Annotated in this window: 21 protein-coding genes; 8 read left to right on the plus strand and 13 right to left on the minus strand. The window is 61.5% G+C overall.

All coding sequences use genetic code 11. The features are described from left to right. Positions 1-90: 90 nt before the first annotated feature. Complete coding sequence (locus J7E24_RS13010; protein ID WP_215138592.1) at positions 91-462, minus strand: hypothetical protein; 372 nt, start codon at positions 460-462, stop codon at positions 91-93. Between the two features lie 371 nt (positions 463-833). Next, positions 834-1,700, minus strand: coding sequence for a manganese catalase family protein (locus J7E24_RS13015; protein ID WP_215138593.1), 867 nt, complete (start codon positions 1,698-1,700; stop codon positions 834-836). Positions 1,701-1,970: 270 nt separating this feature from the next. On the opposite strand from J7E24_RS13015, the gene J7E24_RS13020 reads away from it, so the two are divergent. Then, complete coding sequence (locus J7E24_RS13020) at positions 1,971-3,194, plus strand: MFS transporter (protein ID WP_251047190.1); 1,224 nt, start codon at positions 1,971-1,973, stop codon at positions 3,192-3,194. A 196-nt stretch (positions 3,195-3,390) separates the two neighbouring features. Here the strand turns inward: J7E24_RS13020 and rfbD are convergent, their stop codons facing one another. From rfbD to J7E24_RS13040, 4 genes are all read right to left on the minus strand, one after another. Next, positions 3,391-4,245, minus strand: coding sequence for a dTDP-4-dehydrorhamnose reductase (gene rfbD, locus J7E24_RS13025; RefSeq protein WP_215138594.1), 855 nt, complete (start codon positions 4,243-4,245; stop codon positions 3,391-3,393). 144 nt (positions 4,246-4,389) lie between these two features. Beyond that, entirely contained in the window at positions 4,390-5,337 is a 948-nt protein-coding gene (locus J7E24_RS13030; RefSeq protein WP_251047191.1) for a TIGR03915 family putative DNA repair protein, read from the minus strand. Positions 5,338-5,565: 228 nt separating this feature from the next. Further along, positions 5,566-5,733 carry a hypothetical protein gene (locus J7E24_RS13035; protein WP_215138595.1) on the minus strand — a complete coding sequence of 56 codons (168 nt, stop codon included), beginning with the start codon at positions 5,731-5,733 and terminating at the stop codon, positions 5,566-5,568. A 97-nt stretch (positions 5,734-5,830) separates the two neighbouring features. Beyond that, positions 5,831-7,099: a putative DNA modification/repair radical SAM protein gene (locus tag J7E24_RS13040; protein ID WP_215138596.1), complete on the minus strand. Its 1,269-nt coding sequence runs from the start codon at positions 7,097-7,099 to the stop codon at positions 5,831-5,833. Positions 7,100-7,538: 439 nt separating this feature from the next. On the opposite strand from J7E24_RS13040, the gene J7E24_RS13045 reads away from it, so the two are divergent. From J7E24_RS13045 to J7E24_RS13075, 7 genes are all read left to right on the plus strand, one after another. Next, positions 7,539-9,449, plus strand: coding sequence for a hypothetical protein (locus J7E24_RS13045; protein ID WP_215138597.1), 1,911 nt, complete (start codon positions 7,539-7,541; stop codon positions 9,447-9,449). Positions 9,450-9,780: 331 nt separating this feature from the next. Next, positions 9,781-10,542, plus strand: a complete 762-nt coding sequence (locus J7E24_RS13050; protein ID WP_215138598.1) for a hypothetical protein — start codon at positions 9,781-9,783, stop codon at positions 10,540-10,542. 177 nt (positions 10,543-10,719) lie between these two features. Beyond that, on the plus strand, positions 10,720-12,453 hold the full coding sequence (locus tag J7E24_RS13055) for a T9SS type A sorting domain-containing protein (RefSeq protein ID WP_215138599.1): 1,734 nt from the start codon (positions 10,720-10,722) through the stop codon (positions 12,451-12,453). Positions 12,454-12,580: 127 nt separating this feature from the next. Beyond that, positions 12,581-13,060, plus strand: coding sequence for a hypothetical protein (locus J7E24_RS13060; RefSeq protein ID WP_215138600.1), 480 nt, complete (start codon positions 12,581-12,583; stop codon positions 13,058-13,060). Positions 13,061-13,511: 451 nt separating this feature from the next. Beyond that, the gene (locus J7E24_RS13065) at positions 13,512-14,345 is read left to right on the plus strand and encodes a S1 RNA-binding domain-containing protein (protein WP_215138601.1); all 834 of its coding nucleotides are present in this window, start codon (positions 13,512-13,514) and stop codon (positions 14,343-14,345) included. Between the two features lie 108 nt (positions 14,346-14,453). After that, positions 14,454-15,131 (plus strand): NAD(P)H-binding protein, encoded by a 678-nt coding sequence (locus J7E24_RS13070; RefSeq protein WP_215138602.1) that lies wholly within the window; start codon positions 14,454-14,456, stop codon positions 15,129-15,131. Between the two features lie 66 nt (positions 15,132-15,197). Further along, positions 15,198-15,737 (plus strand): hypothetical protein, encoded by a 540-nt coding sequence (locus tag J7E24_RS13075; protein WP_215138603.1) that lies wholly within the window; start codon positions 15,198-15,200, stop codon positions 15,735-15,737. Between the two features lie 111 nt (positions 15,738-15,848). Here J7E24_RS13075 and J7E24_RS13080 read toward each other — a convergent pair whose 3' ends face one another. The 7 genes from J7E24_RS13080 to J7E24_RS13110 all read right to left on the minus strand — a co-directional run bounded on the left by J7E24_RS13080 (position 15,849) and on the right by J7E24_RS13110 (position 21,817). Then, positions 15,849-16,505 (minus strand): OmpH family outer membrane protein, encoded by a 657-nt coding sequence (locus J7E24_RS13080; protein WP_215138604.1) that lies wholly within the window; start codon positions 16,503-16,505, stop codon positions 15,849-15,851. Between the two features lie 90 nt (positions 16,506-16,595). Beyond that, positions 16,596-17,699: a succinylglutamate desuccinylase/aspartoacylase family protein gene (locus J7E24_RS13085; protein WP_215138605.1), complete on the minus strand. Its 1,104-nt coding sequence runs from the start codon at positions 17,697-17,699 to the stop codon at positions 16,596-16,598. A 168-nt stretch (positions 17,700-17,867) separates the two neighbouring features. Beyond that, positions 17,868-18,773, minus strand: a complete 906-nt coding sequence (rimK, locus tag J7E24_RS13090) for a 30S ribosomal protein S6--L-glutamate ligase (protein ID WP_215138606.1) — start codon at positions 18,771-18,773, stop codon at positions 17,868-17,870. Between the two features lie 105 nt (positions 18,774-18,878). Further along, positions 18,879-19,343 carry an ATP-dependent zinc protease gene (locus J7E24_RS13095; RefSeq protein WP_215138607.1) on the minus strand — a complete coding sequence of 155 codons (465 nt, stop codon included), beginning with the start codon at positions 19,341-19,343 and terminating at the stop codon, positions 18,879-18,881. A 177-nt stretch (positions 19,344-19,520) separates the two neighbouring features. Next, positions 19,521-20,645, minus strand: coding sequence for a PQQ-dependent sugar dehydrogenase (locus tag J7E24_RS13100; protein ID WP_215138608.1), 1,125 nt, complete (start codon positions 20,643-20,645; stop codon positions 19,521-19,523). A gap of 78 nt (positions 20,646-20,723) precedes the next feature. Next, on the minus strand, positions 20,724-21,011 hold the full coding sequence (locus J7E24_RS13105; RefSeq protein WP_215138609.1) for a 2TM domain-containing protein: 288 nt from the start codon (positions 21,009-21,011) through the stop codon (positions 20,724-20,726). A 251-nt stretch (positions 21,012-21,262) separates the two neighbouring features. Next, positions 21,263-21,817: a DUF502 domain-containing protein gene (locus tag J7E24_RS13110; RefSeq protein ID WP_215138610.1), complete on the minus strand. Its 555-nt coding sequence runs from the start codon at positions 21,815-21,817 to the stop codon at positions 21,263-21,265. Between the last annotated feature and the right edge of the window lie 49 nt (positions 21,818-21,866).

Genomic DNA, 21,866 nt, shown 5'->3' on the forward strand with positions numbered 1-21,866 from the left:
CACGCGCCGCGCCGGTTTACACCACAAAGCCCCGGTGGGCCGCCCAACCAATATGGGCGGCCCACCGGGGCTTTGCGCTTAACAACCTGCTTATTCCGGTTCGCGCACCGCCACAAGGTTCCTGGCCTGGTAGGTGTACACTGTGCCGGTTTGGGTGTGCTGCACCACGGCAATGCCCTTGGGCAGCAGTTGTTTCAGGTTGTAGCGCAGAGAATGACCCGGGTCGTAGTAGAGGACCCAATGGCCGTTGCTGTCGCGCGAGCCGCCACTGAGGAGTCCGCCGCCGTTGGGCATGGGCACCGGGCGGGGCTGATCGGCATCTGTTTCGGCGGCGCTAGAGGGCTTTTCGGTTTTCAACAGCCGCCAGTCGGGGTTTTGCTGGCCGGGGCGCGGGAGTTGCTGGGCCGTGGCGGCGGTGGTGGCAGCCAGGAGCAGCAGGGCAGGCAGAGATACGGTTTGCATAGCGGTTGAGGATAAAGTGGTGAATAAGGGATACGCGGGCGGCCGAATAGTCGCTCACTCCGCTGGCGAAAGGCAACTACTCTATCAGTTTTTCATCGACGACCAGAAGCTGGCACCCAACGCTGCGCCAGTAGTTGGGCTGGTTCAACTTCCGGTTGAGCCAGCCCGCTAAGTGCATCCTTCGGGGGCGTAACCTGCTCAGCAAAAAATACCACTAACTTTTTGCAATGAGTATCCGTGCGCCTTCGGAGCCCGCCCCGAAAGGCCTAAGCAACGAGTCCCCGACCAGTATGGCACTGGTCGGGGGCTCGTTGCTTAGGCCTTTCGGGCAACGCTGATGACCGGGCGGCTACCCGTTACGCTATTTCGGGCTATCCGAGCACGTCTTTGGCCTTGTCGATGATAGTATCGAAAGCACTCATCTGCTCTTTCTGGGCATGGCCTTTGGGTGCAGGCGGGCCTAGCTTGGGCTCGTCGCCGGCGGGTTTGCCCTGAATGACGGAGAACTCGCCTTTGCCATCAATAGATGGCCCGCTGGTCCAGCGGCCCTGGGGCGTTTCGCCGTTGATGCTCGTGCTCATGAAGGCGTAGCTGTACTGCTGCAGCTCTTCGCTTTGCGGAAAGCTATTGGGGATGGGGTGCACGCCGGTGGGGCCGCCCAACTCTTCGAGCACGGCCAGCCACTGGTTCTGGTGCATGGTGTCGCGGGCAATCAGGAAGGCCAGCATGTCTTTCATGCCGGGGTCGTCGGTGGCTTCCCAGAGGCGGGTAGCTAGCAGGCGGCCAGTACTTTCGGCCATTACGTTGGCGTACATGTCGGCTGCCAGGTTGCCGCTGCCTACCACCCACGAGCCATTGAACGGGACGCCGTTGGCATCCACGGCCATGGCCGAAAGGCCCGACGAGAGCACGTGGCGCACATCCATACCGCCCATTACGGCCCCAATGGCCTGATCTTTCGCCATTTCCTCTTTCAGACTCAGGGGGGCACCCTCCAGGTTGAGGGCTACGGCTGTGGCCAGCATCTCGATATGGCCTATTTCCTCGGTGCCGGTTTCCAGCAGCATGTAGCGGTACTTAGATGGGCCGCGTGAGCCGAACGCCTGAAACAGGTACTGCAGGCACACCCGAATTTCGCCCTCAATGCCACCCACAGCCTGCTGCAGCATGCGGGCAAACACGGGGTTGGGTTTGTCAACTCTCACTTTATACTGTAGCTCTTTATCGTGGTAAAACATAGAAAAATAAGTTGGGGTGAAGCGTTGCGTTAGCCGGCACCCTGCCGCGCAACCCTTCCCTATACGCCCCACTTTCTGGCCTGGCCGAAACGGAATTTTGGCATCTTTAAATAATCAAAATACACGGCCAACTAGCTGGAATCAAAGAAACTCGACACTAATCACCCCCTTGCGGCCCAACGGCTGAGCTTACAGTGTGCCGGGCCGGATACGGAGCCGGGGAAGCGTATCTTTGCTGATCCGCTCCACCAGGAGTGGCCCTTTTAGTACATGAGTGAATTATTGACTGCCGAGCCCGTTCAACCTACTTCTACGGCTCCGGCACCTGCCCCGCTGGCTCCCTCTCAGGTCTGGCTGATGGCCATTACCTGCGGGCTGGTGGTGGCTAATCTGTACTACAACCAACCGCTGCTAGCCGAAATCGGGCGCACCTTTGGCCTGACGGAGAGCCGGGTGAGCTGGATAGCCACTGTTACGCAGGTAGGCTACACGCTGGGCCTGCTGCTGCTGGTGCCGCTGGGCGACAAATGGGAGCGAAAACGGATGATTATGGCCCTGATTGGGCTGGCAGCCGGCTGCCTGGCCCTGGCGGCCTACGCGCCTACCTTCGGGGTGCTGGTGGGGGCCTCGCTGCTGCTGGGGTTCTTTTCAGCGGTGCCGCAGCTGCTGGTGCCCATGGCTGCCTCGCTGGCTTCGGATGAGCAGCGCGGCCGGGTAGTGGGCAAGGTGATGAGCGGGCTGCTGATTGGCATTCTGGTGTCGCGCACTATCAGTGGCTACGTGGGCCTGCACTTTGGCTGGCGCACCATGTTTTGGGTGGGCACCGGCCTGATGCTGGTGCTGGTAGCCGTGCTGGCCCGCATGCTGCCCCGCAACCAGCCCTACTACGCGGGCAGCTACGGCAGCCTGCTTCGCTCGCTGGGCACGCTGGCCCGCGAGCTGCCGGTGCTGCGCCGCTCCTCGCTGGTCGGGGCCTGCCTGTTCGGTGGCTTCAGCGCCTTCTGGACCACGCTGGTGTTCTTTCTGGAGAGCGACACCTACGGTTACGGCGCCGACGTTGCCGGCTTGTTCGGCCTGATTGGAGCCACCGGAGCCTTTGCCGCCTCCTACGCCGGTAAGTCAGCCGACCAGCGGGGGCCGGGCTTTGCGCTGCGCATCGGGTTGGCGCTGTTTGGCGGGGGCTACCTGCTGATGACTTTCGGGGGCTACCACCTGCTGGGCCTCATTGCGGGCGTGGTAGTGCTCGATGTGGGCCAGCAAATGGCGCACATCGCCAACCAGACCCGCATTTTCAGCCTGCGCCCCGAGGCCCGCAGCCGCCTGAACACCGTGTACATGACGGCCTGCTTCATCGGCGCCGCCTCCGGTTCCCTGCTCGGCGGCCTCGCCTGGACACACTACCAGTGGCCCGGCGTATGCGCCCTGGGCCTGGGCCTGGTAGCGCTGGCGTATCTGGTGAGCCGGTTTTATGGGCGGGAAGTAGGTGAGGCGTGAGTATTTGCTGTTGCGCCCCAGCCCCAGCGGGGCGGCACATCGGTAGTACTAGCCAGGATGACGTGCCAAAGCCCCAGCGGGGCGGCACCTATCGTTTAACGGTCGGTGTCGCCCCGCTGGGGCTTTAAAGTTGTATTGTCGCCGGTGGCTACCCATATGTCGCCCCGCTGGGGCTAGCGCGTAAAGTCGCTGAATATTATTTCAACCGTCCCATGCACTTCACCAAGCTCGCGCGCCATTGCGGAATGGCCAGGCCCAGCGCGGTTTTGGCCTTGGTCTTGTCCATCACCGAGAAGGCGGGGCGGGTGGCTTTGGTGTGGTACTCGGCGGTGCGGATGGGCACGGTGCGGGTGGGCAGGCCGCCCAGCTCGAAAATGGCCACCGCGAAATCATACCACGACGTAACGCCCTCGTTGCTGTAGTGGTAGAGGCCGTAGGCGGTGCTGCCCGACTCGATAATGTGCAGCAGCGCGCCGGCCAAATCAACGGCGTAGGTGGGCGTGCCCAGCTGGTCCCAAATGACGCGCATCTCCTCGCGCTCCTTGCCGAAGCGCAGCATGGTTTTTACGAAGTTGCCCGCGTACTCGGAGTACAGCCAGCTAGTGCGCAGGATGAAATACTGCGCGGTATGCTCCGGAATTACCTGCTCGCCTTCGAGCTTGGTAAGACCGTACACACTGATGGGGGCAGTTTCGTCGGTTTCGGTCAGCGGCTCGTTGCCGGTGCCGGCAAACACGAAATCGGTGGAAATATGCAGCATGGTGGTGCCGAATTCCCCGCAGAGGCGGGCCAGATTTTCGGCCCCGTCGCGGTTTACCTTGCGGGCAATATCCACCTCGTCCTCGGCCTTATCGACGGCCGTATAGGCGGCGCAGTTGATGATGTAGGCCGGGTGGTGTTGCTCGAAGGTGGCCCGCAGGGTTTCCTGATTGAGGATATTTGCCTGCTCTTCGGCCAGAAATACGATGCTGGTAAAGCCGCGCGCCTGGGCAACAGCTTGCAGGCACTGGCCCAACTGGCCGGAGCCGCCGAAAACGAGGGTTTTGTTCATAAGGAAGGATAGAGAGAAACCTCTGTCATCCTGAGCAGAGCGAAGGACCTTATTACGTCAGGAGTGTTTGTTCACTCGTTGTAAGGTCCTTCGCTTTGCTCAGGATGACAGGTGGGTGCAAATTACGGCTTTCCCGCTTCCTTCCTACCCTTGGGCCTCCCCGCCCGCGCTCAATGCCGGACCGCCGGGCTGCACGGGGCGCTTGTTGTTGATGGGCTGGAAAGGCCGCTCCCGGGGCTGCTTTTCGCTCAGATACTTCCAGTAGCGCAGCGGCATATGGCGGCGGTGCAGCTTCATGTTTTTGCGCTCCGGGATGTTCACATGGTCGAAATAGGCCTGCCAGAGCACCTGAAACAGCGGCTCCCGCTCGTCGAGCACGGTGGCCGACACGGCGGCGCGGCGCTGGGGCGCGGTGTCGGCATCGAACTGCACGATGTCGGTGCGGTGCAGGTCGTAGTAGAGGCCGTAGGAGCGGCGGCGGTCGAAAATCAGCCAGCGCTGATCGGCGTAGCGGGTGGTAAAGTGGGACGCAATGAGCGGCAGCACGTCGAAATCGGGCTCAATGGTGGCGTGAAATAGCCCGTCGCTCGTCTTCTCGAAGCGCACAAAGGCTTCCATGCGGTGCTTTTCGCGGTACATCTGCTGGGCCAGCCGCTGCACCCGGCGCACGTTGTCGTCGGAGTAGTTCTCGGCAATGTCGCGGCCGGCGCGCATAGCCGTATCGGCGTAGCGAAACACCAGCAGCTCCCGGTTAGCGTCCTCACTCAGAAACACATGAAACAGGCGCGTGCGGGCCTCTTTGTCCATGTATTTCAGCAGCCCCTCCCAGACGCGGGCGGCGGCTGTTTCGTCGGTATCCACTTCCACGGGCTGAGCAAACAGGCCGCCCTGCACCGCCCCCAGTGGCTGAATACTGTTGGGCGCGGCCTTGCGGTCGTACACCTGAAAAAGCACCGACAACAGGCCCTCAAACGAGCCGTCGTAGGCGTAATCGAGGGGCGGCTGCGTAAGCTCGGGGGCAGCACGGCGGCGGTGAGTGGCCGCAGCCATTGCTTCGGTAGCCGAGCGGCGCGGAATCAGGGAACGGGACATGGGCAGCAGCGATAACTCAGTTTGCGGAGGGCGGTGTAGGGGCGGGGCTTGCCCCCGCCCGCCGTTTGGTTTCTATAACGGCCCGTCACCAAATCGTTCAGTGGCGGGCGGGGACAAGCCCCGCCCCTACACCGCCCTTCGCGGCTTCAGTTGACAGAGACAATAAAACCCGCAGTGGCAGTTTCGCTACGTAGCCCAGGGTTTCAGCCCCGGGAACCCGGCGCGGAACTATGCCGCTTTGGGCTGGCGGAATTTACCATTGTTGCGGGCCGCCTCCTGGTGCATGCGCAGCACCACCGGTAGCAGCTCCGAGAGCTTGCAGCAACAGGCCACGCGGGCTACTTTCAGAACGGTGGGAGCGGCCGGCGCGTCGGCAGCGCGATGAGCAACAGTCATATGAGTTGTCAGTTGCGAGCGGTCAGCTGTCAGGCCGTTCATCAAACCGCTCAACAAGAACGACCTGACAACTGGCAACTAGCAACTGACAACTCAGTTAAGAAGCTTGGGCAAATAAATCGAGCTGCTGGGTAACGAGGGCGGAGCGGACGGAGCCGGCCCCGAACAGAATCTGGCGGCGAATGGTCTGCTCATCATAGTCGCGTTTCTCTAGGGCCTGGCCGCGGCAGGTGAGGAAGAATTTGGCCCGCTTGAGCACCACGCCAAACTTGTGCAGGTGGTCGAGGCCCAGCGGCGTAAAGCGGCGGGCGGCCACGATACGCTTGGCCGAACGGCCCCCCACCCCCGGAATCCGCAGAATCATCTCGAAGTCGGCGGTATTTACATCGACCGGGAATACGTGGCGGTTGCGCAGGGCCCAGGCCAGCTTGGGGTCTACCTCCAGGTCGAGGAAAGGGTGGGCGGGGTCGAGGATTTCGTCGGCCTGGAAGCCGTAGAAGCGCATGAGCCAGTCGGACTGGTAGAGGCGGTGCTCGCGGATGAGCGGCGGCTGCGTAACCTGGGGCAGGCGGGCATCGTCGGTGATGGGGATGTAGCCCGAGTAGTACACCCGCTTCAGGCCGTAGCCCTTGTAGAGCGAGTCGCTGAGGTTGATGATTTGCAGGTCATTTTCGGCCGACGCGCCCACAATGAGCTGGGTACTCTGGCCGGCCGTGGCAAACTGGGGCACTTTCTTGAACAGCGCCTTCTCCTCTTTCGTCCGCGTGATGCCGTCCCGAATCTGGGCCATCGGGGTCAGAATCTCCTCGTAATTCTTCTCGGGTGCCAGGTTCTGAAGGGCCATTTCCGAAGGCAGCTCGATGTTTACGCTCAGACGGTCGGCATACAGGCCGGCCTCCTGAATAAGCTCCTCCGAAGCACCCGGAATAGCCTTAACGTGGATGTAGCCGTTGAAGCGGTGCTCGGTGCGCAGCTTTTTGATGATGCGTACCAGCCGCTCCATGGTATAGTCGGGCGAGGAGAAAATGCCGCTGCTCAGGAAAAGGCCCTCGATGTAGTTGCGGCGGTAGAAGTTCATGGTCAAATCCACGACTTCGTCCACGGTAAAGGCGGCGCGCTTCACGTTGTTGCTCTTGCGCGACACACAGTAGGCGCAGTCGAAAATGCAGTGATTGGTGAGCAGAATCTTGAGCAGGCTCACGCAGCGGCCGTCTTCGGTGTAGCTGTGGCAGATGCCCATGCCCTCGGCGTTGCCCAGGCCCTTGTCCACGTTTTTGCGCTTGCCGCCACTGCTGCTGCACGACACGTCGTACTTGGCCGCGTCTGCCAATATGCTTAGCTTCTCCTGGATGCGCTCTTCGTTCATCGGGCTTATTTTCTGGCTTAAAAATAGTTTTTCCCGCGCATACGCGCAAGCTTTACAAGGCTAATTTCGTTGGAATCGTTCCGAACTCCGGCAGTAAAGTCGGACTATCTAGAAGGTTCTCCGGCGGGGCACGTTCGCGCCGCTTCAACGTTGTAGGGGCGGGGCTTGCCCCCGCCCGCCGTTAGCACCGTTTCTACGATTCCGTTCACCGGCGGGCGGGGACAAGCCCCGCCCCTACGCCGTTCCATTGAGGCGTTCTGGCTGTACCGTTCATCGGCGGGCGGGGGCAAGCCCCGCCCCTACGTCGTTCTTGCTACCCGGTTCCACGATTCCGTTCATTGTCAAGCCACGCCCCTACATTCCTGCGTTCCTCTGGTAGCAGCCTCGGAATGCGCCAAACTCAGGCGGACGTCGTACCTTGTTTCTTTCCTGTGTCCGGATGATAAAGTGCGTGCTACGGCTGCTGCTATTGCTGCTCTGGCTGGGGGCCGGCCTTGCGCCGGCCGCTGCCCAGACGGCGCTGCCGTTGCCGCCCGACAGCACCCGGCCAGCCGGCCGCATCCGGCCCGACTCACTGCGCCGCCGCTTCGATCAGGAGCGCATGCTTAATGGGCTCAAAGCGTACACGCGGCGCAAAACGATTCTGGGGCGGGCGGCGGCGGCCGTGTTTTCGTTTCGGGAGCGGCGCGAAGACCAGGCCGGCCTCGATGCGGCCCTGCTCGACCGACAGTTCGAGCAGCACAACTACAAAATCGTGCGCCGCATCCGCATTACGTCCCTCGATGCGTTTGGCTACAGCATTTCTGACTCGCTGCGGGTGCCACGCAATATTCTGGAGAAAACCGGCAACGCCTTCCACCTGAAAACCCGGCCTTCGCGGGTGCGGCAGGTGCTGCTGCTACGCGAAGGCCGCGAACTGGAGCCCCAGGCCCTGGCCGAATCGGAGCGTTTGCTGCGCCAGACCGACGAGATTCTGGACGCCCGCGTGTACGTGGACGAGCGCACCGCTACCGCCGACAGCGTGGATGTGGTAGTGATTACCAAAGATCTGTTCAGCCTGAATGGCTCGTTTCAGCTACGTGACGTAGGCTCGGGCGTGGCGGGGCTGCGCGATGAGAACTTCCTGGGCCTGGGTCACCAGTTCAGTAACCGCTACGCCTACGGCCGCACCGATACCGGCCCCCGCGCCCAAACCTGGGCCTACCGGGGCAGTTACCGCGTACCGTTCCGCAACTTCGTGTACGCCGGGGCTACTTATCGCGACGAAACCCGCCGTCGCGAGGGCAGCATCGGTGTCTCGCGCGACTTTTACTCTATCAATACCCGCTGGGCCGGTGCCGTCAGCTACAGCTTCTTCGACTGGCTCTACACCACTGCCGGCGACGGCTCGGCGGAGAAGCCCTACGAGTTTCAGCCCCTACGTTACAACACCCAGGACGCCTGGGTGGGACGCGCTTTCCAGCCCCGCAGCTACGATTTGGGCTACGAAAGCCCCGGCCGCATTATTGCCGCGGCCCGCGTGGTGCGCACCTCCTACCACGAAAAGCCCTTCGATTTCCTGCAGAGCGCCAACCTGATGCTGGGCACGGTGGGCTATAGCATCCGGCGATATTATAAAGACAAATATCTGTTTGGTTTCGGCCGCACCGAGGATATTCCGACCGGCTCGCTGGTGAGCTTTACAACTGGCTACGAGTTCAACCCGGCCGGCAACCGCCGCTACTATGGCGTGCGGCTGTCGTCGGCTACTTACCGGCCGCAGCGGGGCTACCTGTACCTAAGCGGCGAATTTGGGGGGTTTGTACGGAGCCGCAGCAACGACTGGCAGCAGGGCCTTTTGAGCGGCGAGATACTGTACTTCACCCGCCTCTACAGCACCGGCAACTTCCAGTGGCGGCATTTTTTGTGGCAGCGCTCGGCGCTGGGCCTGCACCGCTTCGCCAACGAGTACCTCACGATTGATGGCGAGCGGGGCCTCCGGGGCTTTCGGCCCACCGGCCCGCTCACGGGTACCAGCCGCGTTACGCTCAACTACGAGGCTACCATGTACACGCCGCTCTCGTTTCTGGGCTTCCGGATGGCCGTGGTGGGCTTCGCCGATGTGGCCTGGCTCAATGCCCGCAAGCCCGAACGCCTGCTGCCCTTCTTCGAGAAGCCCTACACCGGCCTGGGCCTGGGCCTGCGCTTCCGCAACGAGTACACCGCCATCCGCACCATTCAGCTCACGCTGGGCTTCTACCCCCGCGGCCTCGACTCGCCCAACGGCCTGCGCATCTTCGAAAACTCGCGCTCCTACTACGGCTTCTCCGACTTCAGCTTCGGCCAGCCCGGCGTCACGCGGTTTCAGTAAGGATTGGCACTTACGCAAATAAAAATTCCTGTATTTCAGGCATATACAATTATAATAGGGGGGGTATATACCGCTATTGCATTTTACGTGGAGGCGTAGTAGTATAGCCCCTGCTTAGCGCTAACCCCGCGTAGGCCCCGCCGCTCTTATTCTATCGCCGCCCGCTTCTATTGCTTTACCCCGCGCCGGGCAGCGCCCTCCCTACTACACCTTGTCTTGCTGCTGGCTTACCCCCTCCCTCTGGTTGGGCGGCTCCGGCTCACGCTTGCTTTTCTATCCGGCTCGCCCCGTTGGTGGCCTGTTTTTCCTTTCCCTTTTTTCCCTTTCTGCTATGAAAGCTCCCCCTTCTCTCTCCACCTGCCGGTGCTGGCCCTTGCTGCTGCTGGCCGCCGCCCTGCCGCTGGCCGCCACGGCCCAAACCGCCCCGCCCGATACGGTGGCTACCTACAAGCACCAGCTGGGCCTGACGGCCAGCCCCGTGCTCGACGGTTTCTTCAAGAACAACCGCACGCTGCCTCTGGGCCTGCTCTACAAGCGGCAGACCAAGCCTAACCAAGCCTTACGATTAGGGCTGGTGTTCAACCAAGATTACGGGCGGCGTTACCGAGCCCAGCCCCTTACCAATGGAGATTTCTCAAATAATAATTGGGGGGGACAACTCTACGTCGGCTTGGAGCGGCAGCGGGTTTTCACTAAGCGATGGATTGGCTACGCCGGCCTGGATGTGGGTGTTGGGTACAGTAGTTACCGCAAACTAGAGTATTCCGGGCGTGATGTTAATTTGGATAATAGAGCAGTTACGCTCTTTGAAAACCTCGACACCCGCTTCACTACCACCTCTGTCTTTCTGCGGCCTTTACTGGGCATCCGTTATCAGCTAACGCCCTACTTGTATATGAGCGCGGAGGCAACGATTCTAGCAAACTATATGGCCTTTAAGTGGGAGTCGTCTGGTGTAATTGTCCGCTCTGACAACGGCCAGATTTTTTCAACACTCTCTGGCACATACAGCGAAAAACGATTTCGAACCGTCGTTCAGCCAGTTAGTCAACTTACTCTGCTCTATTGCTTTGGCAGAGCAATAAAGTGGTAGCTCTTAATCCAATGTTTCACTCTTTTCCCCTTTTCTATGAAAGTTTACTTACTTCCGGTTCGGCAATTATTTCTTGCTGTATTCTTTCTGCTTCTACTGAGCAGTACCAACGCAACAGCTCAGGTTGCTTTTCTAAACTATACGCCAAGCGTTTGCCCCAATCAAACGGTTACGTATGTGCTGACTGGCATCCCAGAGGGCTACCGGATTTCTGGAGCTAACGCGACGGGTGGCACCTTGAACAGGGCGCCCGTTATCAGCAACGGCCGGGCTGAGTACGAAGTAACATGGGGCAATGGCGAGGCCGGCAACATTACTGCGGGGCTGCAAAGACCTGATGGGACAAGCTGGATTAATGTCACCGTACCTACTGCTCCCAGCGTCACCATCAAATCAGTGTTCGGGCGCAACATCACCGACCGCATCAACGGCGTGACAGAAATTAACCTGCCGCTGTGTGGCGGTGCGGAAACGCTCACGCTCACACTGCCCGAGCATTACTTTAACAGTAATACAAGCTTTCCTATCACCAGCTACCTGTGGGGCGTGCCGCCTTCCTTCACCGTCGTCGGGGGACAGCCCGCTACCGTTTTTGGGCCCAACAACTGGCTGAGCGGGCGAACTATCACTATTCAGGTGCCGGCCGGGCAGTTTGATGAGTTGGTGGCCGTCAAGCTGTGGAGCCGCGAGTGCGAGGGCCCTGGCCTCAACGCACCGGCTACGCAAACCAGCAACCCCCAATACGTGCGCATCCGTCGCACCCTGCCCACCATCACCGGCATCGTCGCCTCGCGCACGACCCTGACCTGCGGCGACCAGCGTCCGCTTACGCTTACGGCTGCTACCAGCCAGCCGGGGGCCAACTCCTTTGCCTGGAGCCTGCCCGCCGGCTGGAACTTTGCCCCCGGTAGTGCCACCAACGCGGCCAGCGTGTCGGTCGTGCCCAGCGGCAGCGGCGGCGGCACGGCTTCCGCTACGGCCACCTACAATTGCGTGGGCTACACCACGCCGGCTGGCAACGCCAATATTGGTTGGAACCCGCAGGTAGCCACGCCCACGGCTTTCACGGCTCCGGTCATTGGTAGCAGCAATACCTTCGGGGTCTGCGCCAGCGAGCAGCCGTTGTTTCGCTTCGCGGCTGTGGCGGGCGCCACGGGCTACCGCTGGGAGTTTCCGGCCGGTTTCGCGGTAGTGGGCAACCCCGCCGCTACCAGCCCCTACGTAACTGCCGTGCCCGAGCTGCAGCTGCAGGCCCCGGCCACGTTTGCCGCTACCGAGGGCATTTTGCAGGTGCGCGCCATCAATGCCAACTGCCAGCCCTCCAATCCGCTGTTCGTACAGCTGCTCACCGGCTCGGGCGAGGGCGGCATCAGTTCTTCTGATTACACGCCGGCCGGGGGTACGGTCTGCCCCTACACGTCGCTCATGCTACGCGCCATCACCGAGGCCACCCGCGGCCAAAACACCAACTTCCAGTGGACCGTCAGCGGTGGGGCCCAGATAGCGGCGGGGGCCACGTCTTCGGTGCTGGAGCTGCAGATGCCCGAAAGCGGCTATGTCTATGTGCAGGTACAGTTCCAGAACGAATGCGACGGGCTGAAAACGGCCTCCTGGTACGTAAACGTGGACCAGACGTATATCAACGGTCGGCCCGTTTGCTCGCCTCAGTCGCGCATGGCCTCTATCCAGCCCATTGCCTACCCCAACCCGGCCGATGGCGCCCTGACGCTGGAGCAGCCCGCCGGCACCGTGCTCACCATCCGCAACAGCCAGGGCAAGGCCGTGTACCAGGGCCGCGCCGGGCAGCAGCCCACCCGCCTCGACACCCGCGCCTGGCCCGCCGGACTCTACTTTCTGCACAGCCGGCAGGGCCAGCAAACCGAGCGCCGGCAGCTCCAGATAAAGCACTAGCCCATACGCCGCTAGGGTGTTGGCTGCGGGCCTAAAACCCGTTATCTTGACACCGGCTTTCCGCCCTTGCGCCGGCCTTGGCGGGCCGCGCTGTCTTTTCTCTTCTCTCCCCTACCCCCCGTTGCGTATGCCTGCCCCCGACAACCTGCAAATCAACCTGGCCGCGGCCGACCTGAAGAAAATCAACGACGCCCTCGACGCACTGGAATCGGCGCTGGCCCCGGTTTTGGTTACGCTCACCGGCAAGGAGGTGCAGCGCCTGCCCAAAGCCGGCGACGCCTCGCTGCCCTTCATGCAGCAGGCCCTCGATTTGGCCGAGCAGCAGCCCAGCCTCGCCCCCGGCTACGTGGATATTGCCGGCCTGCGCCAGGATTTGGTGGCCTGGGAGCAGCTGCAGCGCATTGGGCGGCGCCTGCAGCCGCTGGCCTCCAACCTGAGCAGCACCAGCATCAAGCTAAGCAGCGAGGCCTACGTCACGGCGCTGGCTTTTTACAACTCGGTGCAGCAGGCCGCCCGCCAGGGCATATCAGGGGCCGAAGATGCCCGCGCCGTGCTCAAAACCCGCTTCGAGCAAAGCACGGCCCGCAAAGCCGACCGGCTCAAATAGGAAGGGCCCGCCAGGCCCCCACCCTTCCCCCCGCGGGGCCGGATGCGCGTCATCCGGCCCCGTTTGGCGTGTAGCCCCGTCCCCTCGTTTTTCGCCCGGTGCCGGATGAAATTCACAGCCAGTCGGATGAAATTCACAGCCAGTCGGATGAATTTCACAGCCAGTCGGATGAATTTCATAGGACGACGGATGAATTTCATAGGACGACGGATGAATTTCATAGGACGACGGATGAATTTCACAGGACGACGCATGAATTTCATAGGCTCTCGGATGAATTTTATAGGACGACGCGTGAAATTCATAGCCCGGCAGATGAAATTCACCCGCCGCCGCCGCTGCCTGGCATTCTTCCGGGGCCGCCGCCAGGCTCCCCCCGCCCTTTGCGTACCTTCGTGCCCCGCTGCCGCCCCAATTCAAAATCCAAAATTCATAATTCATAATTACCCCTATGGTTCTCGGTGATTTCAACGACCTGGAAGTGGTGCGGGAGGTGGATTTCGGCCTCTACCTGACTTCCGACGACGGCGACCTGCTGCTACCGCGCAAATACGTGGAGCCGGGCACCCAAATTGGTGATGTGGTGCGCGTGTTCGTGTACCGCGACTCGGAAGACCGCCTGATTGCTACCAACCTGGAGCCCTTCGCCCGCGTGGGCCAGTTCGCGGCCCTCACCGTGCGCGACGTAACAAGCACCGGCGCCTTCCTCGACTGGGGCCTGGAGAAAGACCTGCTGCTGCCCTACCGCAACCAGCGCCGCAACCTGCGCCCCGGCGAGCGGGCCACCGTGTTCGTGTACCTCGACGATACCTCCGACCGCATTGTGGCCTCGGCCAAGTGGGAGTGGTTTCTGAGCCCCGACCCGTTTCCGGGCAAAGTAGGCGACGCGGCCGAGCTGTTCGTGGCCGAAGAAACCGATCTGGGCTACAAAATGCTGGTTGATGGCACCCACCAGGGCCTCATTTTCCACAACGAGGTGTTCAAGCCCCTGCGCCTCGGCGACGTGCACACGGGCTACATCCGCGCCATCCGCCCCGATGGTAAGCTAGATCTGAGCCTGCAGCAGCCTGGCTACGACGAGGCCCGCGCCCAGGCCGACACGCTGCTCGAAGCCCTGCGCGCCGCCCCCGACGGCCGCCTGCCCCTGGGCGACAAAAGCCTGGCCGACGACGTGTACCGCCGCCTGGGCATGAGCAAAAAAATCTTTAAAAAGGCCCTGGGCGCGCTTTACAAGCAGGGCTTGGTCGATCTGGCCCCCGAGCACACCCAGCTACGCCCCAGCTAACCGGGCTGTATCGAACGGCGTAGGGGCGGGGCTTGTCCCCGCCCCTACGCCGTTCTTCAGCTTCTTCACGTAGCTCAGAATGATCTGCTCAGTCAAAACCCAACCAAGATGCCCAAAACTGCCCTGATTGCCGGTGCCAGCGGCCTGATTGGCCAACAGCTACTGCCACTGCTGCTGGCCTCGGCCCGCTACAGCCGCGTTATTGCCCTGGTTCGCAAGCCGCTGCCGCTGGTGCACGAAAAGCTGGAGCAGCTGGTGGTTGATTTTGAGCGCCTCGCCGACTACCGGCAGCAGCTGGTGGCCGACGACGTGTTTTGCTGCCTGGGTACCACTATGGCGCAGGCGGGCTCGCGCGAGGCCTTTTATAAGGTCGATTTTACGTACGTAACAGAGCTGGCGAGGCTGGCGGCGGCCAACTTCGGGGGCCAGCTGCTGGTGGTGTCGTCGTTGGGGGCCGATGCTGGTTCGGCGGCTTACTATACGCGGGTGAAGGGCGAAATGGAGGCCACCGTGCGCCAGACCTCGTTTCATGCCGTGCACATTTTCCGGCCCTCGCTGCTGTTGGGCCACCGCCCGAACCCACGCCTGGGCGAGCGGCTGGCCGGCGGGCTGCTGGGCCTGCTGCAGCCGCTGCTGCTGGGCCCCCTGCGCCCCTACCGCGCCATCGGGGCCGATACCGTGGCCCGGGCCATGCTGCGGGCGGCCGAAGATGATGGGGGCGGCATCCGCATCCACCGCTCCGATGCTATTGCCCGCGAAGGCAGGGCCGGAAGTATGGTCGGGTAATTTAGTTGGGGCCCCTGTTGTACTTTTGCCGGGAATTCTGATTTCCCCATTTACTTTTCTTACAACATGAAATTCTGGCTAACCGGCGCTTTGGCGCTGGGCGTACTGGCAGCGGGCACTCCGGCCCTAGCACAAAAAAAGAGCAACAGTGGCTACACTACCGGCATCGGCCTGCGGGCTGGCGGGTGGTCGTCGGGCCTCACGGTAAAGCACTTCCTGAGTGGCAAGAATGGCGTGGCCGTAGAGGGCCTGCTCACGCGTGAGTATGCCGCCCGCGGTGGCCGCCTGACGCTGCTGCTGGAGAAACACCTGCCTATTTCCGATTTCAAAGGCCTGCAGTTTTACTACGGTGCCGGGGCTCACCTGGGCGTTTATCAGGGCCGCTATTACTTCGAGGATTCCCGCTTCAGCCGGAAGAAAAACAGGTATTACTTCGACGATCAGAACAGGCTGGTAGGTGGGGCCGACCTCATCCTGGGCCTCGAGTACAAGCTACCCGATCTGCCGTTTGTAGTAGCCCTCGACTACAAACCATTTTTTGAAGTATTCCGAGGTTATACCGGTTTATACAATGACGCAGCCGTAAGCCTACGTTTCGTTTTCTAGCAGCCTCCTGTTTCCTTGCTGTTGGCAGAAACGCTTATCATCCCAAAACGCCCAACGGCCCGACTTACTAAGTCGGGCCGTTGGGCGTTTTGGGATGGGGTGGCTGTATGGCTACTTTTTGCCCGCGTACTCCTTGTTGAGGTACTTGAGCACCGGCGTGGTAATATCAAGGTCTTTGCGGCCGTAGGCAATGTTGCCGGCGCCGGTAGCCAGAATCAGGCGGTAGCCGTTAGCCTTGCCGTACTTCTCAATCTGCTTGTTCACGCGGCTCATCACCTGGTCGTTCAGCTTGGCCTGCTCCTGCTGGGCCTGGCCCTGTAGGCGCTCCTGCTCCTGGCCCACCTTCATCTGCTGGGCCTGCAGTTGCTGCTCGGTGGCGGCACGCTGCTCGGCGCTCATGCTCTCGGCCTTCTGCTGGTACTGCTGCACGGCCGTCTGGAAGCTGGTTACCAGCTTTTTATTCTGGGCTTCCCAGCCGCGGACTTTGGCTTCGAGCCGCTTGCTGGCGTCTTTCATGCCCTGATATTCTTCCAGCAGCCGGTTGGTTTCTACGTAGGCCACCTTGTTGGTATCGGCCAATACGGCCGGGGTAAGGGGTACTTCGGGCTCCTCAGGCTCGGCGGTGGTGGTATCGGTAGGGGCTGCGGCTATGGGCGCGGGCGCGGTGGCCGGTTTGGCCGGCTTACCGCTGGCGAAATGCAGGTAAAACAGTACGGCCACGGCCACAACCAGCAGCGCATTTACAATCAGTTGAGTGGAATTTTTCATTCAGAAAACAAGAAGAAGCAAAAAACCGCCGAAGGGCAGCCGGGCAAAAGTACAGGGAATAGGCGAATAGGCGAATCGGTGCGCCCGCGCCTACCACACTTCGTCGCCGTGCCCGTCGTCGTCAGGCAGCGTGCTGGGGTCGTCGGCCCGGTCTACCTCGTGCACGTCTTCTTCGGTGCGCTTGATGGGCTTTTCATCAAAGGGCACTACCAGGTCGGCGCGGCTGGGGGCGGCATCCAGGCGGGCTACGTGTACCAGCGCATCGCCCTGGTTCACGACGGGCATGTGGTTGAGGCCGATGATGTAGCCCGTTACCGGCGACTCCAACCGCACCGACCGCTCGCCGTAAGGGTCGGCCACTGAACCGTACGCCTGCCCCTCCTCTACATGCTGGCCCAGCTGCACTAGGCTACGGAAAATGCCGGCATAGCGGGCCCGCAGCCAGGTAGAGCGCAGGCACACCACCGTTGGGTGGGCTGGCGCCGGAGCCTCGGCCACCATGCCCAGATGGTGTAGCACCCGCAGCGTACCGGCAATGCCCAGGTCGATGCCCGGCTCATCCAGCCGCATCGACTCGCCGGTTTCGTACACGATAATGCGGCGGCCCTCCTGCATGGCCGTTTCGCGCAGCGAGCCGGGGCGCAGGCCGGCGTGCAGCGTGAAGGGAGCAGCAAAAGCGGCGGCCAGCGCGTCGGTTTCGGCGTCTTCGTGCAGCAGGCAGCGGATTTGCGGCGTGTTGGCCCGGGTGGCGCCACCGGTATGGAAATCGATGCCGTAATCGATGAGCGGCATGATTTCGCGCATGAAGCGGTGGGCCACGCGGCTGGCCAGCGAGCCGCGCGGGTTGCCGGGGAAGCTGCGGTTCACATCCTTGCCATCGGGCACCTCGCGCGAAAAATTGAGGAAGCCGTAGATGTTGAGGATGGGAATGGCAATGATGGTGCCCCGCAACGGCTGCAGCAATTCGCGCCGAATCAGGCGGCGAATGGTTTCAATGCCGTTCACCTCGTCGCCGTGCATGCCGGCCATCAGCAGCACCGTGGGGCCCGGCTCCACGGCCCGGAACACATGTACCGGAATGTCAATCACCGTTCCCGAAGGCAGCCGCGAAATCACGAGCCGGGTAAGCACCCGCTCGCCCGGCCCAATGGTCAGGCCGTTCAGGAGAAGCTGGTCGGGGGCGGGTTGCGGCATGGTGTGGGAAGGTAACGAGGTGGAGAGCAGGCAACGAGAACAGAAGCACACCTGTCATCCTGAGTTTGCGAAGGAGCTTATCCTGTGAGGACTGTCTTAGGAACTGGTCGTCTTCATGAGATAAGGTCCTTCGCAAACTCAGGATGACAGGCGAACTTCCCCCTCTGCTTACGCTTTCTTCGCGTCGGCCGACTTCTTCTTCTGGGTCAGCTGCTCGGTGTATTCGATGACTTTGCCGGCAATATCGAGACCCGTAGCGCGCTCGATGCCTTCGAGGCCAGGCGAGGAGTTCACCTCCAGCACCAGCGGGCCGCGCGTACTCTGCAGCATATCAACGCCCGCAATACCCAGGCCCAGCGACTTGGCCGCCAGCAACGCGGCAGCCTTCTCGGCCCGGCTCAGCTTTACGAGCTTGCCCGAGCCGCCGCGGTGCAGGTTCGAGCGGAACTCGCCCTCCTTGCCCTGCCGCTTCATGGCCCCTACCACTTCGCCGTTCACAATAAAGGCCCGCAAATCGGCGCCCTTGCTTTCGGCAATAAACTCCTGCACAATAATGCGGGCCTTGAGATTATGAAAGGCCTCAATAACCGACTGGGCCGCCTTGGCCGACTCGGCCAGCACTACGCCCAGGCCCTGGGTGCCTTCGAGCAGCTTGATGATAACCGGGGCCCCGCCTACCTGCTCAATCATGGCCGGCACGTCGTCGGAGTAGTTGGTAAAGGCCGTTTTGGGCATGCCCACGCCGGCACGGCTCAGGATCTGCATCGAACGCAGCTTGTCGCGGCTGCGCACAATCGACTGGCTGTCGATGGCCGTGCGCACCTTCATCATCTCGAACTGGCGCACCACGGCGCAGCCGTAAAACGTAACCGAGGCCCCGATACGCGGGATAATGGCATCAATACCTTCCAGCCGCTGACCTTGGTAGATAATGCCGGGCTGGCCTTTTTCGAGTACCAGGTTGCAGTGCAGGTGGTCAATCACTACGGGTTCGTGGCCGCGCTGCTCGGCAGCTTCCACCAGCCGGCGGGTCGAATAGAGCGTTGGCTCACGCGATAGAATCGCTACTTTCATTGGGGTGCAGACTGTAAAGGCGAAAGGGGTGTTGAGGGCGTAGCTGAACGCCTGCGGAGAGTTGCGCGAATTACGCTTTACCAACCATCCGGCGGGCACAAGCAGCTAGGCACCAAGCGCTAATAACTTGTACGATACGTTGCGCCGGGCTACATCGACCACCAACCGGGCCTGGCGCAGCAGCACCCGGCCCACAAGAACGGGATATTTCATATCGGAACGGTCGGAGAGCGAGAATTCGGTGTTGAAATCCTGCCCGAATAGCCGGATAACGGCCTCGATTACGTAGCGCTGCTGCACTTCGCCGTTGGAGCTGCGAATGTCGCGCATGCTAAACGTGTCGAAGATCATGGGCGAGCCATCGAAATGCGGATGTGAGGGGTCGAGCAGCTGCACATGCAGGCGCGTGACGCCCTGCGCATCGGTTTCCTGGTGGATGTTGGAGCAATGCAATGCCCCGGTGTAGGCGCCGGTATCCACCTTGGCCTCCACGCCCCAGAGCTGCAGCGCCGGAAAATCAACCAGCTCCCGCCGCCCTACCGTGCGCTTGGGTTCACGTTGCTTTTTCATGGGGGGCAAAATACTAAGCCAAAAGTTGGGAAGAACGATGTAGGGGCGGGGTTTGTCCCCGCCCGCCGCCGAAACGAGGCGTTGTGGGCCTTTATCCGCCGTTCAATAATACTGTTTACCGGCGGGCGGGGACAAGCCCCGCCCCTACATCGTTCTTCCCAACTTTTGATTTTACAATTACCCCTTGTAGCTGATGCGGTACACGGCATCATTTTGGTCGTCGCTCACCAGGAGCGAGCCGTCGGGCATTACCAGCAGGGCTACGGGGCGGCCCCAGGGCTTCTGGCCCTGCAACCAGCCTTCGGCGAAGGTTTGGTAGCTGGTGGCCTGCTGGCCGGCAGCATCGAGCGTAACCAGGGTGATGCGGTAGCCGATTTTGCTGCTCCGGTTCCAGGAGCCGTGTTCCGGAATCAGAATTTGGTTCTGATACTTACCCGGAAATTGCTTGCCGGTGTAAAACTTCATGCCCAGCGCCGCCACGTGCGGCCCCAGCTTCCAGGCCGGCTTCACGTACGTAGCCGCCGATTTGCCTTTGCCAAATTCGGGGTCGGGCACGTCGCCGGCGAAGAAGTAGGGGAAGCCGAAGTGCTGGCCGGGCTTGGTGGCCCGGTTCAGCTCGTCGGCCGGGGTGTTGTCGCCGAGCTTGTCGCGGCCGTTGTCGGTAAACCAAAGCGCCTTATCCCGAGGGCTCCAATCGAAGCCGACGGTGTTGCGCACGCCGTAGGCGAAGGTTTCGAGGCCCGAGCCGTCGGGGTTCATGCGGTTGATGGTGGCGTAGATTGGTGCTTCGGGCAGGCAACTGTTGCAGGGCGCCCCCACCGGCACATACAGCTTGCCATCGGGCCCGAAGGCAATGTAGCGGTAGCCGTGCCACTCCTTATCAGGCAGGGCAGTGCTGACTACGACCGGCTTAGGCGGCTGCTTGAGCTTAGCGCCCACGTTGTCGTAGCGCAGGATGCGGTTGATTTCGGCCACGTAGAGGCTACCGTTGCGCACGGCCACGCCGTTGGGCGCGTTCAGGCCGGTGGCCAGGGTAAGTACTTCGTCGGCGCGGCCGTCTTTGTTACGGTCGGGCAGGGCGTACACCTTGTCGGTTTTGGTGCCCACGTACACCGTGCCATCGGGGCCCAGGGCCAGCTCGCGGGCACTCTTCACGTTCTGGGCGAAGTAGCTGATGCTGAAGCCGGGCGGCAGCTTTATTTTACTCAGGTTGGCATCGGGAGCCGCCGCGGGATCGGGCGTGACGGCGGAACTCAGGGCCAGCGGAGCCAGCAGCAGGGGCAGGAAGTAACGGGATTTCATGGTACCCCTAACCCGCGCCCGGCCGGGAAGGTTGCCCAACCCGGCCAATAGTCGGCCTCATTTTGGTCCGTGCGCCGGTTAGCGCAGTTCGTCGCGCTGCTGACGCAGGAGCTTCTCGTATTCGCGCTCCGAGCTGTCGGCCCAGCCCAGGTTCCCATAGACTTTCAGCCCGCGGATAACCAGCCCGATGCCCCAGAAGAACGACACCCACAACGGCCATGGAATAGGGCTGGCATCGCGCCCCGTGAAGGCCCATACAGCCCACAGCAGGGCATTCACGAGCAGGTACGTGAGCAGGCCGGACTTGAATTTGGCACGTTGGCGGGCCAGGCGCCAGAGTTGGGGGTCGCGGTCGGTGGTTTCCATGAGCGGGAGGCGGTTATGTAGCTGAGTGGACTAAATATAATCTTTCCACTGCATTTCCTCAATGGGCGGTTGCCCAACCGTCGGTGGCCGCCCCCGAAGCGTAGAAAGTGGCAACTGAGGCGGTTGCAACCGGGTGTGCAAAGTCAAACCGTCTGTCATCCTGAGTGCAGCGAAGAACCTGCGCAAAAGCTAACCTCAAACAGGAAATAGCTTCTGCACAGGCCCCCCACTGCACTCAGGATGACAGATGGCTACCCCAGCCGCGATACGCCGCCGGACACAATGAACTTCATGATTTCGCTGCTGGGCAGCTCCAGATACGTGACGTTTTCGATGGGCACCAGCACCAACTCGCCCGAGAAGTTGTAGGAGTGCGGGAAGTACACGGCCAGCAGGTCGTCGCGGGTGATGGCGGCCATGCTGGGCTGGGTGACGAAGCCCATCTTGAACACCTGGTCGGCGCTGTTGAGGCGCACCAGCACCGGACGGTTGAACTTCTGGTTGTCGCCCACAAAGGCGTCGAACAAATCCTTCAGGCTCGAATAGATGATGCTGACCAGCGGCGTGCGGTGCAGCACCCGCTCGGTAATAATAAGGAAAGGCCGCACCAGAAACGATTTAGCCACGAAGCCTACGGCCGTAATCAGCAGTACGGCTACCACCAATCCCAGCCCGGGTATATCGAAGCTCAGGCCCGCAAACAGATCATCGAGCCAGCGCAGCAACGCGAACAGAATGTACGCCGTGAGCCCGATGGGGGCCACAATCAGGAAACCGCTCAGAAAGTAGTTAAGGTACCGGCGCATCGGGCAGGGTTTAGGGGCAAGTGGGATTGGTAACGACGATGTAGGGGCG

Source organism: Hymenobacter sp. ISL-91, assembly GCF_018613725.1.
GTDB lineage: Bacteria > Bacteroidota > Bacteroidia > Cytophagales > Hymenobacteraceae > Hymenobacter.

What these genes read in the sequence shown, in the direction of transcription:
- J7E24_RS13010 (WP_215138592.1), bottom strand. Translation starts at nt 462, where the DNA reads ATGCAAACCGTATCTCTGCCTGCCCTGCTGCTCCTGGCTGCCACCACC.
- J7E24_RS13015 (WP_215138593.1), bottom strand. Translation starts at nt 1,700, where the DNA reads ATGTTTTACCACGATAAAGAGCTACAGTATAAAGTGAGAGTTGACAAA.
- J7E24_RS13020 (WP_251047190.1), top strand. Translation starts at nt 1,971, where the DNA reads ATGAGTGAATTATTGACTGCCGAGCCCGTTCAACCTACTTCTACGGCT.
- rfbD (WP_215138594.1), bottom strand. Translation starts at nt 4,245, where the DNA reads ATGAACAAAACCCTCGTTTTCGGCGGCTCCGGCCAGTTGGGCCAGTGC.
- J7E24_RS13030 (WP_251047191.1), bottom strand. Translation starts at nt 5,337, where the DNA reads ATGTCCCGTTCCCTGATTCCGCGCCGCTCGGCTACCGAAGCAATGGCT.
- J7E24_RS13035 (WP_215138595.1), bottom strand. Translation starts at nt 5,733, where the DNA reads ATGACTGTTGCTCATCGCGCTGCCGACGCGCCGGCCGCTCCCACCGTT.
- J7E24_RS13040 (WP_215138596.1), bottom strand. Translation starts at nt 7,099, where the DNA reads ATGAACGAAGAGCGCATCCAGGAGAAGCTAAGCATATTGGCAGACGCG.
- J7E24_RS13045 (WP_215138597.1), top strand. Translation starts at nt 7,539, where the DNA reads ATGATAAAGTGCGTGCTACGGCTGCTGCTATTGCTGCTCTGGCTGGGG.
- J7E24_RS13050 (WP_215138598.1), top strand. Translation starts at nt 9,781, where the DNA reads ATGAAAGCTCCCCCTTCTCTCTCCACCTGCCGGTGCTGGCCCTTGCTG.
- J7E24_RS13060 (WP_215138600.1), top strand. Translation starts at nt 12,581, where the DNA reads ATGCCTGCCCCCGACAACCTGCAAATCAACCTGGCCGCGGCCGACCTG.
- J7E24_RS13065 (WP_215138601.1), top strand. Translation starts at nt 13,512, where the DNA reads ATGGTTCTCGGTGATTTCAACGACCTGGAAGTGGTGCGGGAGGTGGAT.
- J7E24_RS13070 (WP_215138602.1), top strand. Translation starts at nt 14,454, where the DNA reads ATGCCCAAAACTGCCCTGATTGCCGGTGCCAGCGGCCTGATTGGCCAA.
- J7E24_RS13075 (WP_215138603.1), top strand. Translation starts at nt 15,198, where the DNA reads ATGAAATTCTGGCTAACCGGCGCTTTGGCGCTGGGCGTACTGGCAGCG.
- J7E24_RS13080 (WP_215138604.1), bottom strand. Translation starts at nt 16,505, where the DNA reads ATGAAAAATTCCACTCAACTGATTGTAAATGCGCTGCTGGTTGTGGCC.
- J7E24_RS13085 (WP_215138605.1), bottom strand. Translation starts at nt 17,699, where the DNA reads ATGCCGCAACCCGCCCCCGACCAGCTTCTCCTGAACGGCCTGACCATT.
- rimK (WP_215138606.1), bottom strand. Translation starts at nt 18,773, where the DNA reads ATGAAAGTAGCGATTCTATCGCGTGAGCCAACGCTCTATTCGACCCGC.
- J7E24_RS13095 (WP_215138607.1), bottom strand. Translation starts at nt 19,343, where the DNA reads ATGAAAAAGCAACGTGAACCCAAGCGCACGGTAGGGCGGCGGGAGCTG.
- J7E24_RS13100 (WP_215138608.1), bottom strand. Translation starts at nt 20,645, where the DNA reads ATGAAATCCCGTTACTTCCTGCCCCTGCTGCTGGCTCCGCTGGCCCTG.
- J7E24_RS13105 (WP_215138609.1), bottom strand. Translation starts at nt 21,011, where the DNA reads ATGGAAACCACCGACCGCGACCCCCAACTCTGGCGCCTGGCCCGCCAA.
- J7E24_RS13110 (WP_215138610.1), bottom strand. Translation starts at nt 21,817, where the DNA reads ATGCGCCGGTACCTTAACTACTTTCTGAGCGGTTTCCTGATTGTGGCC.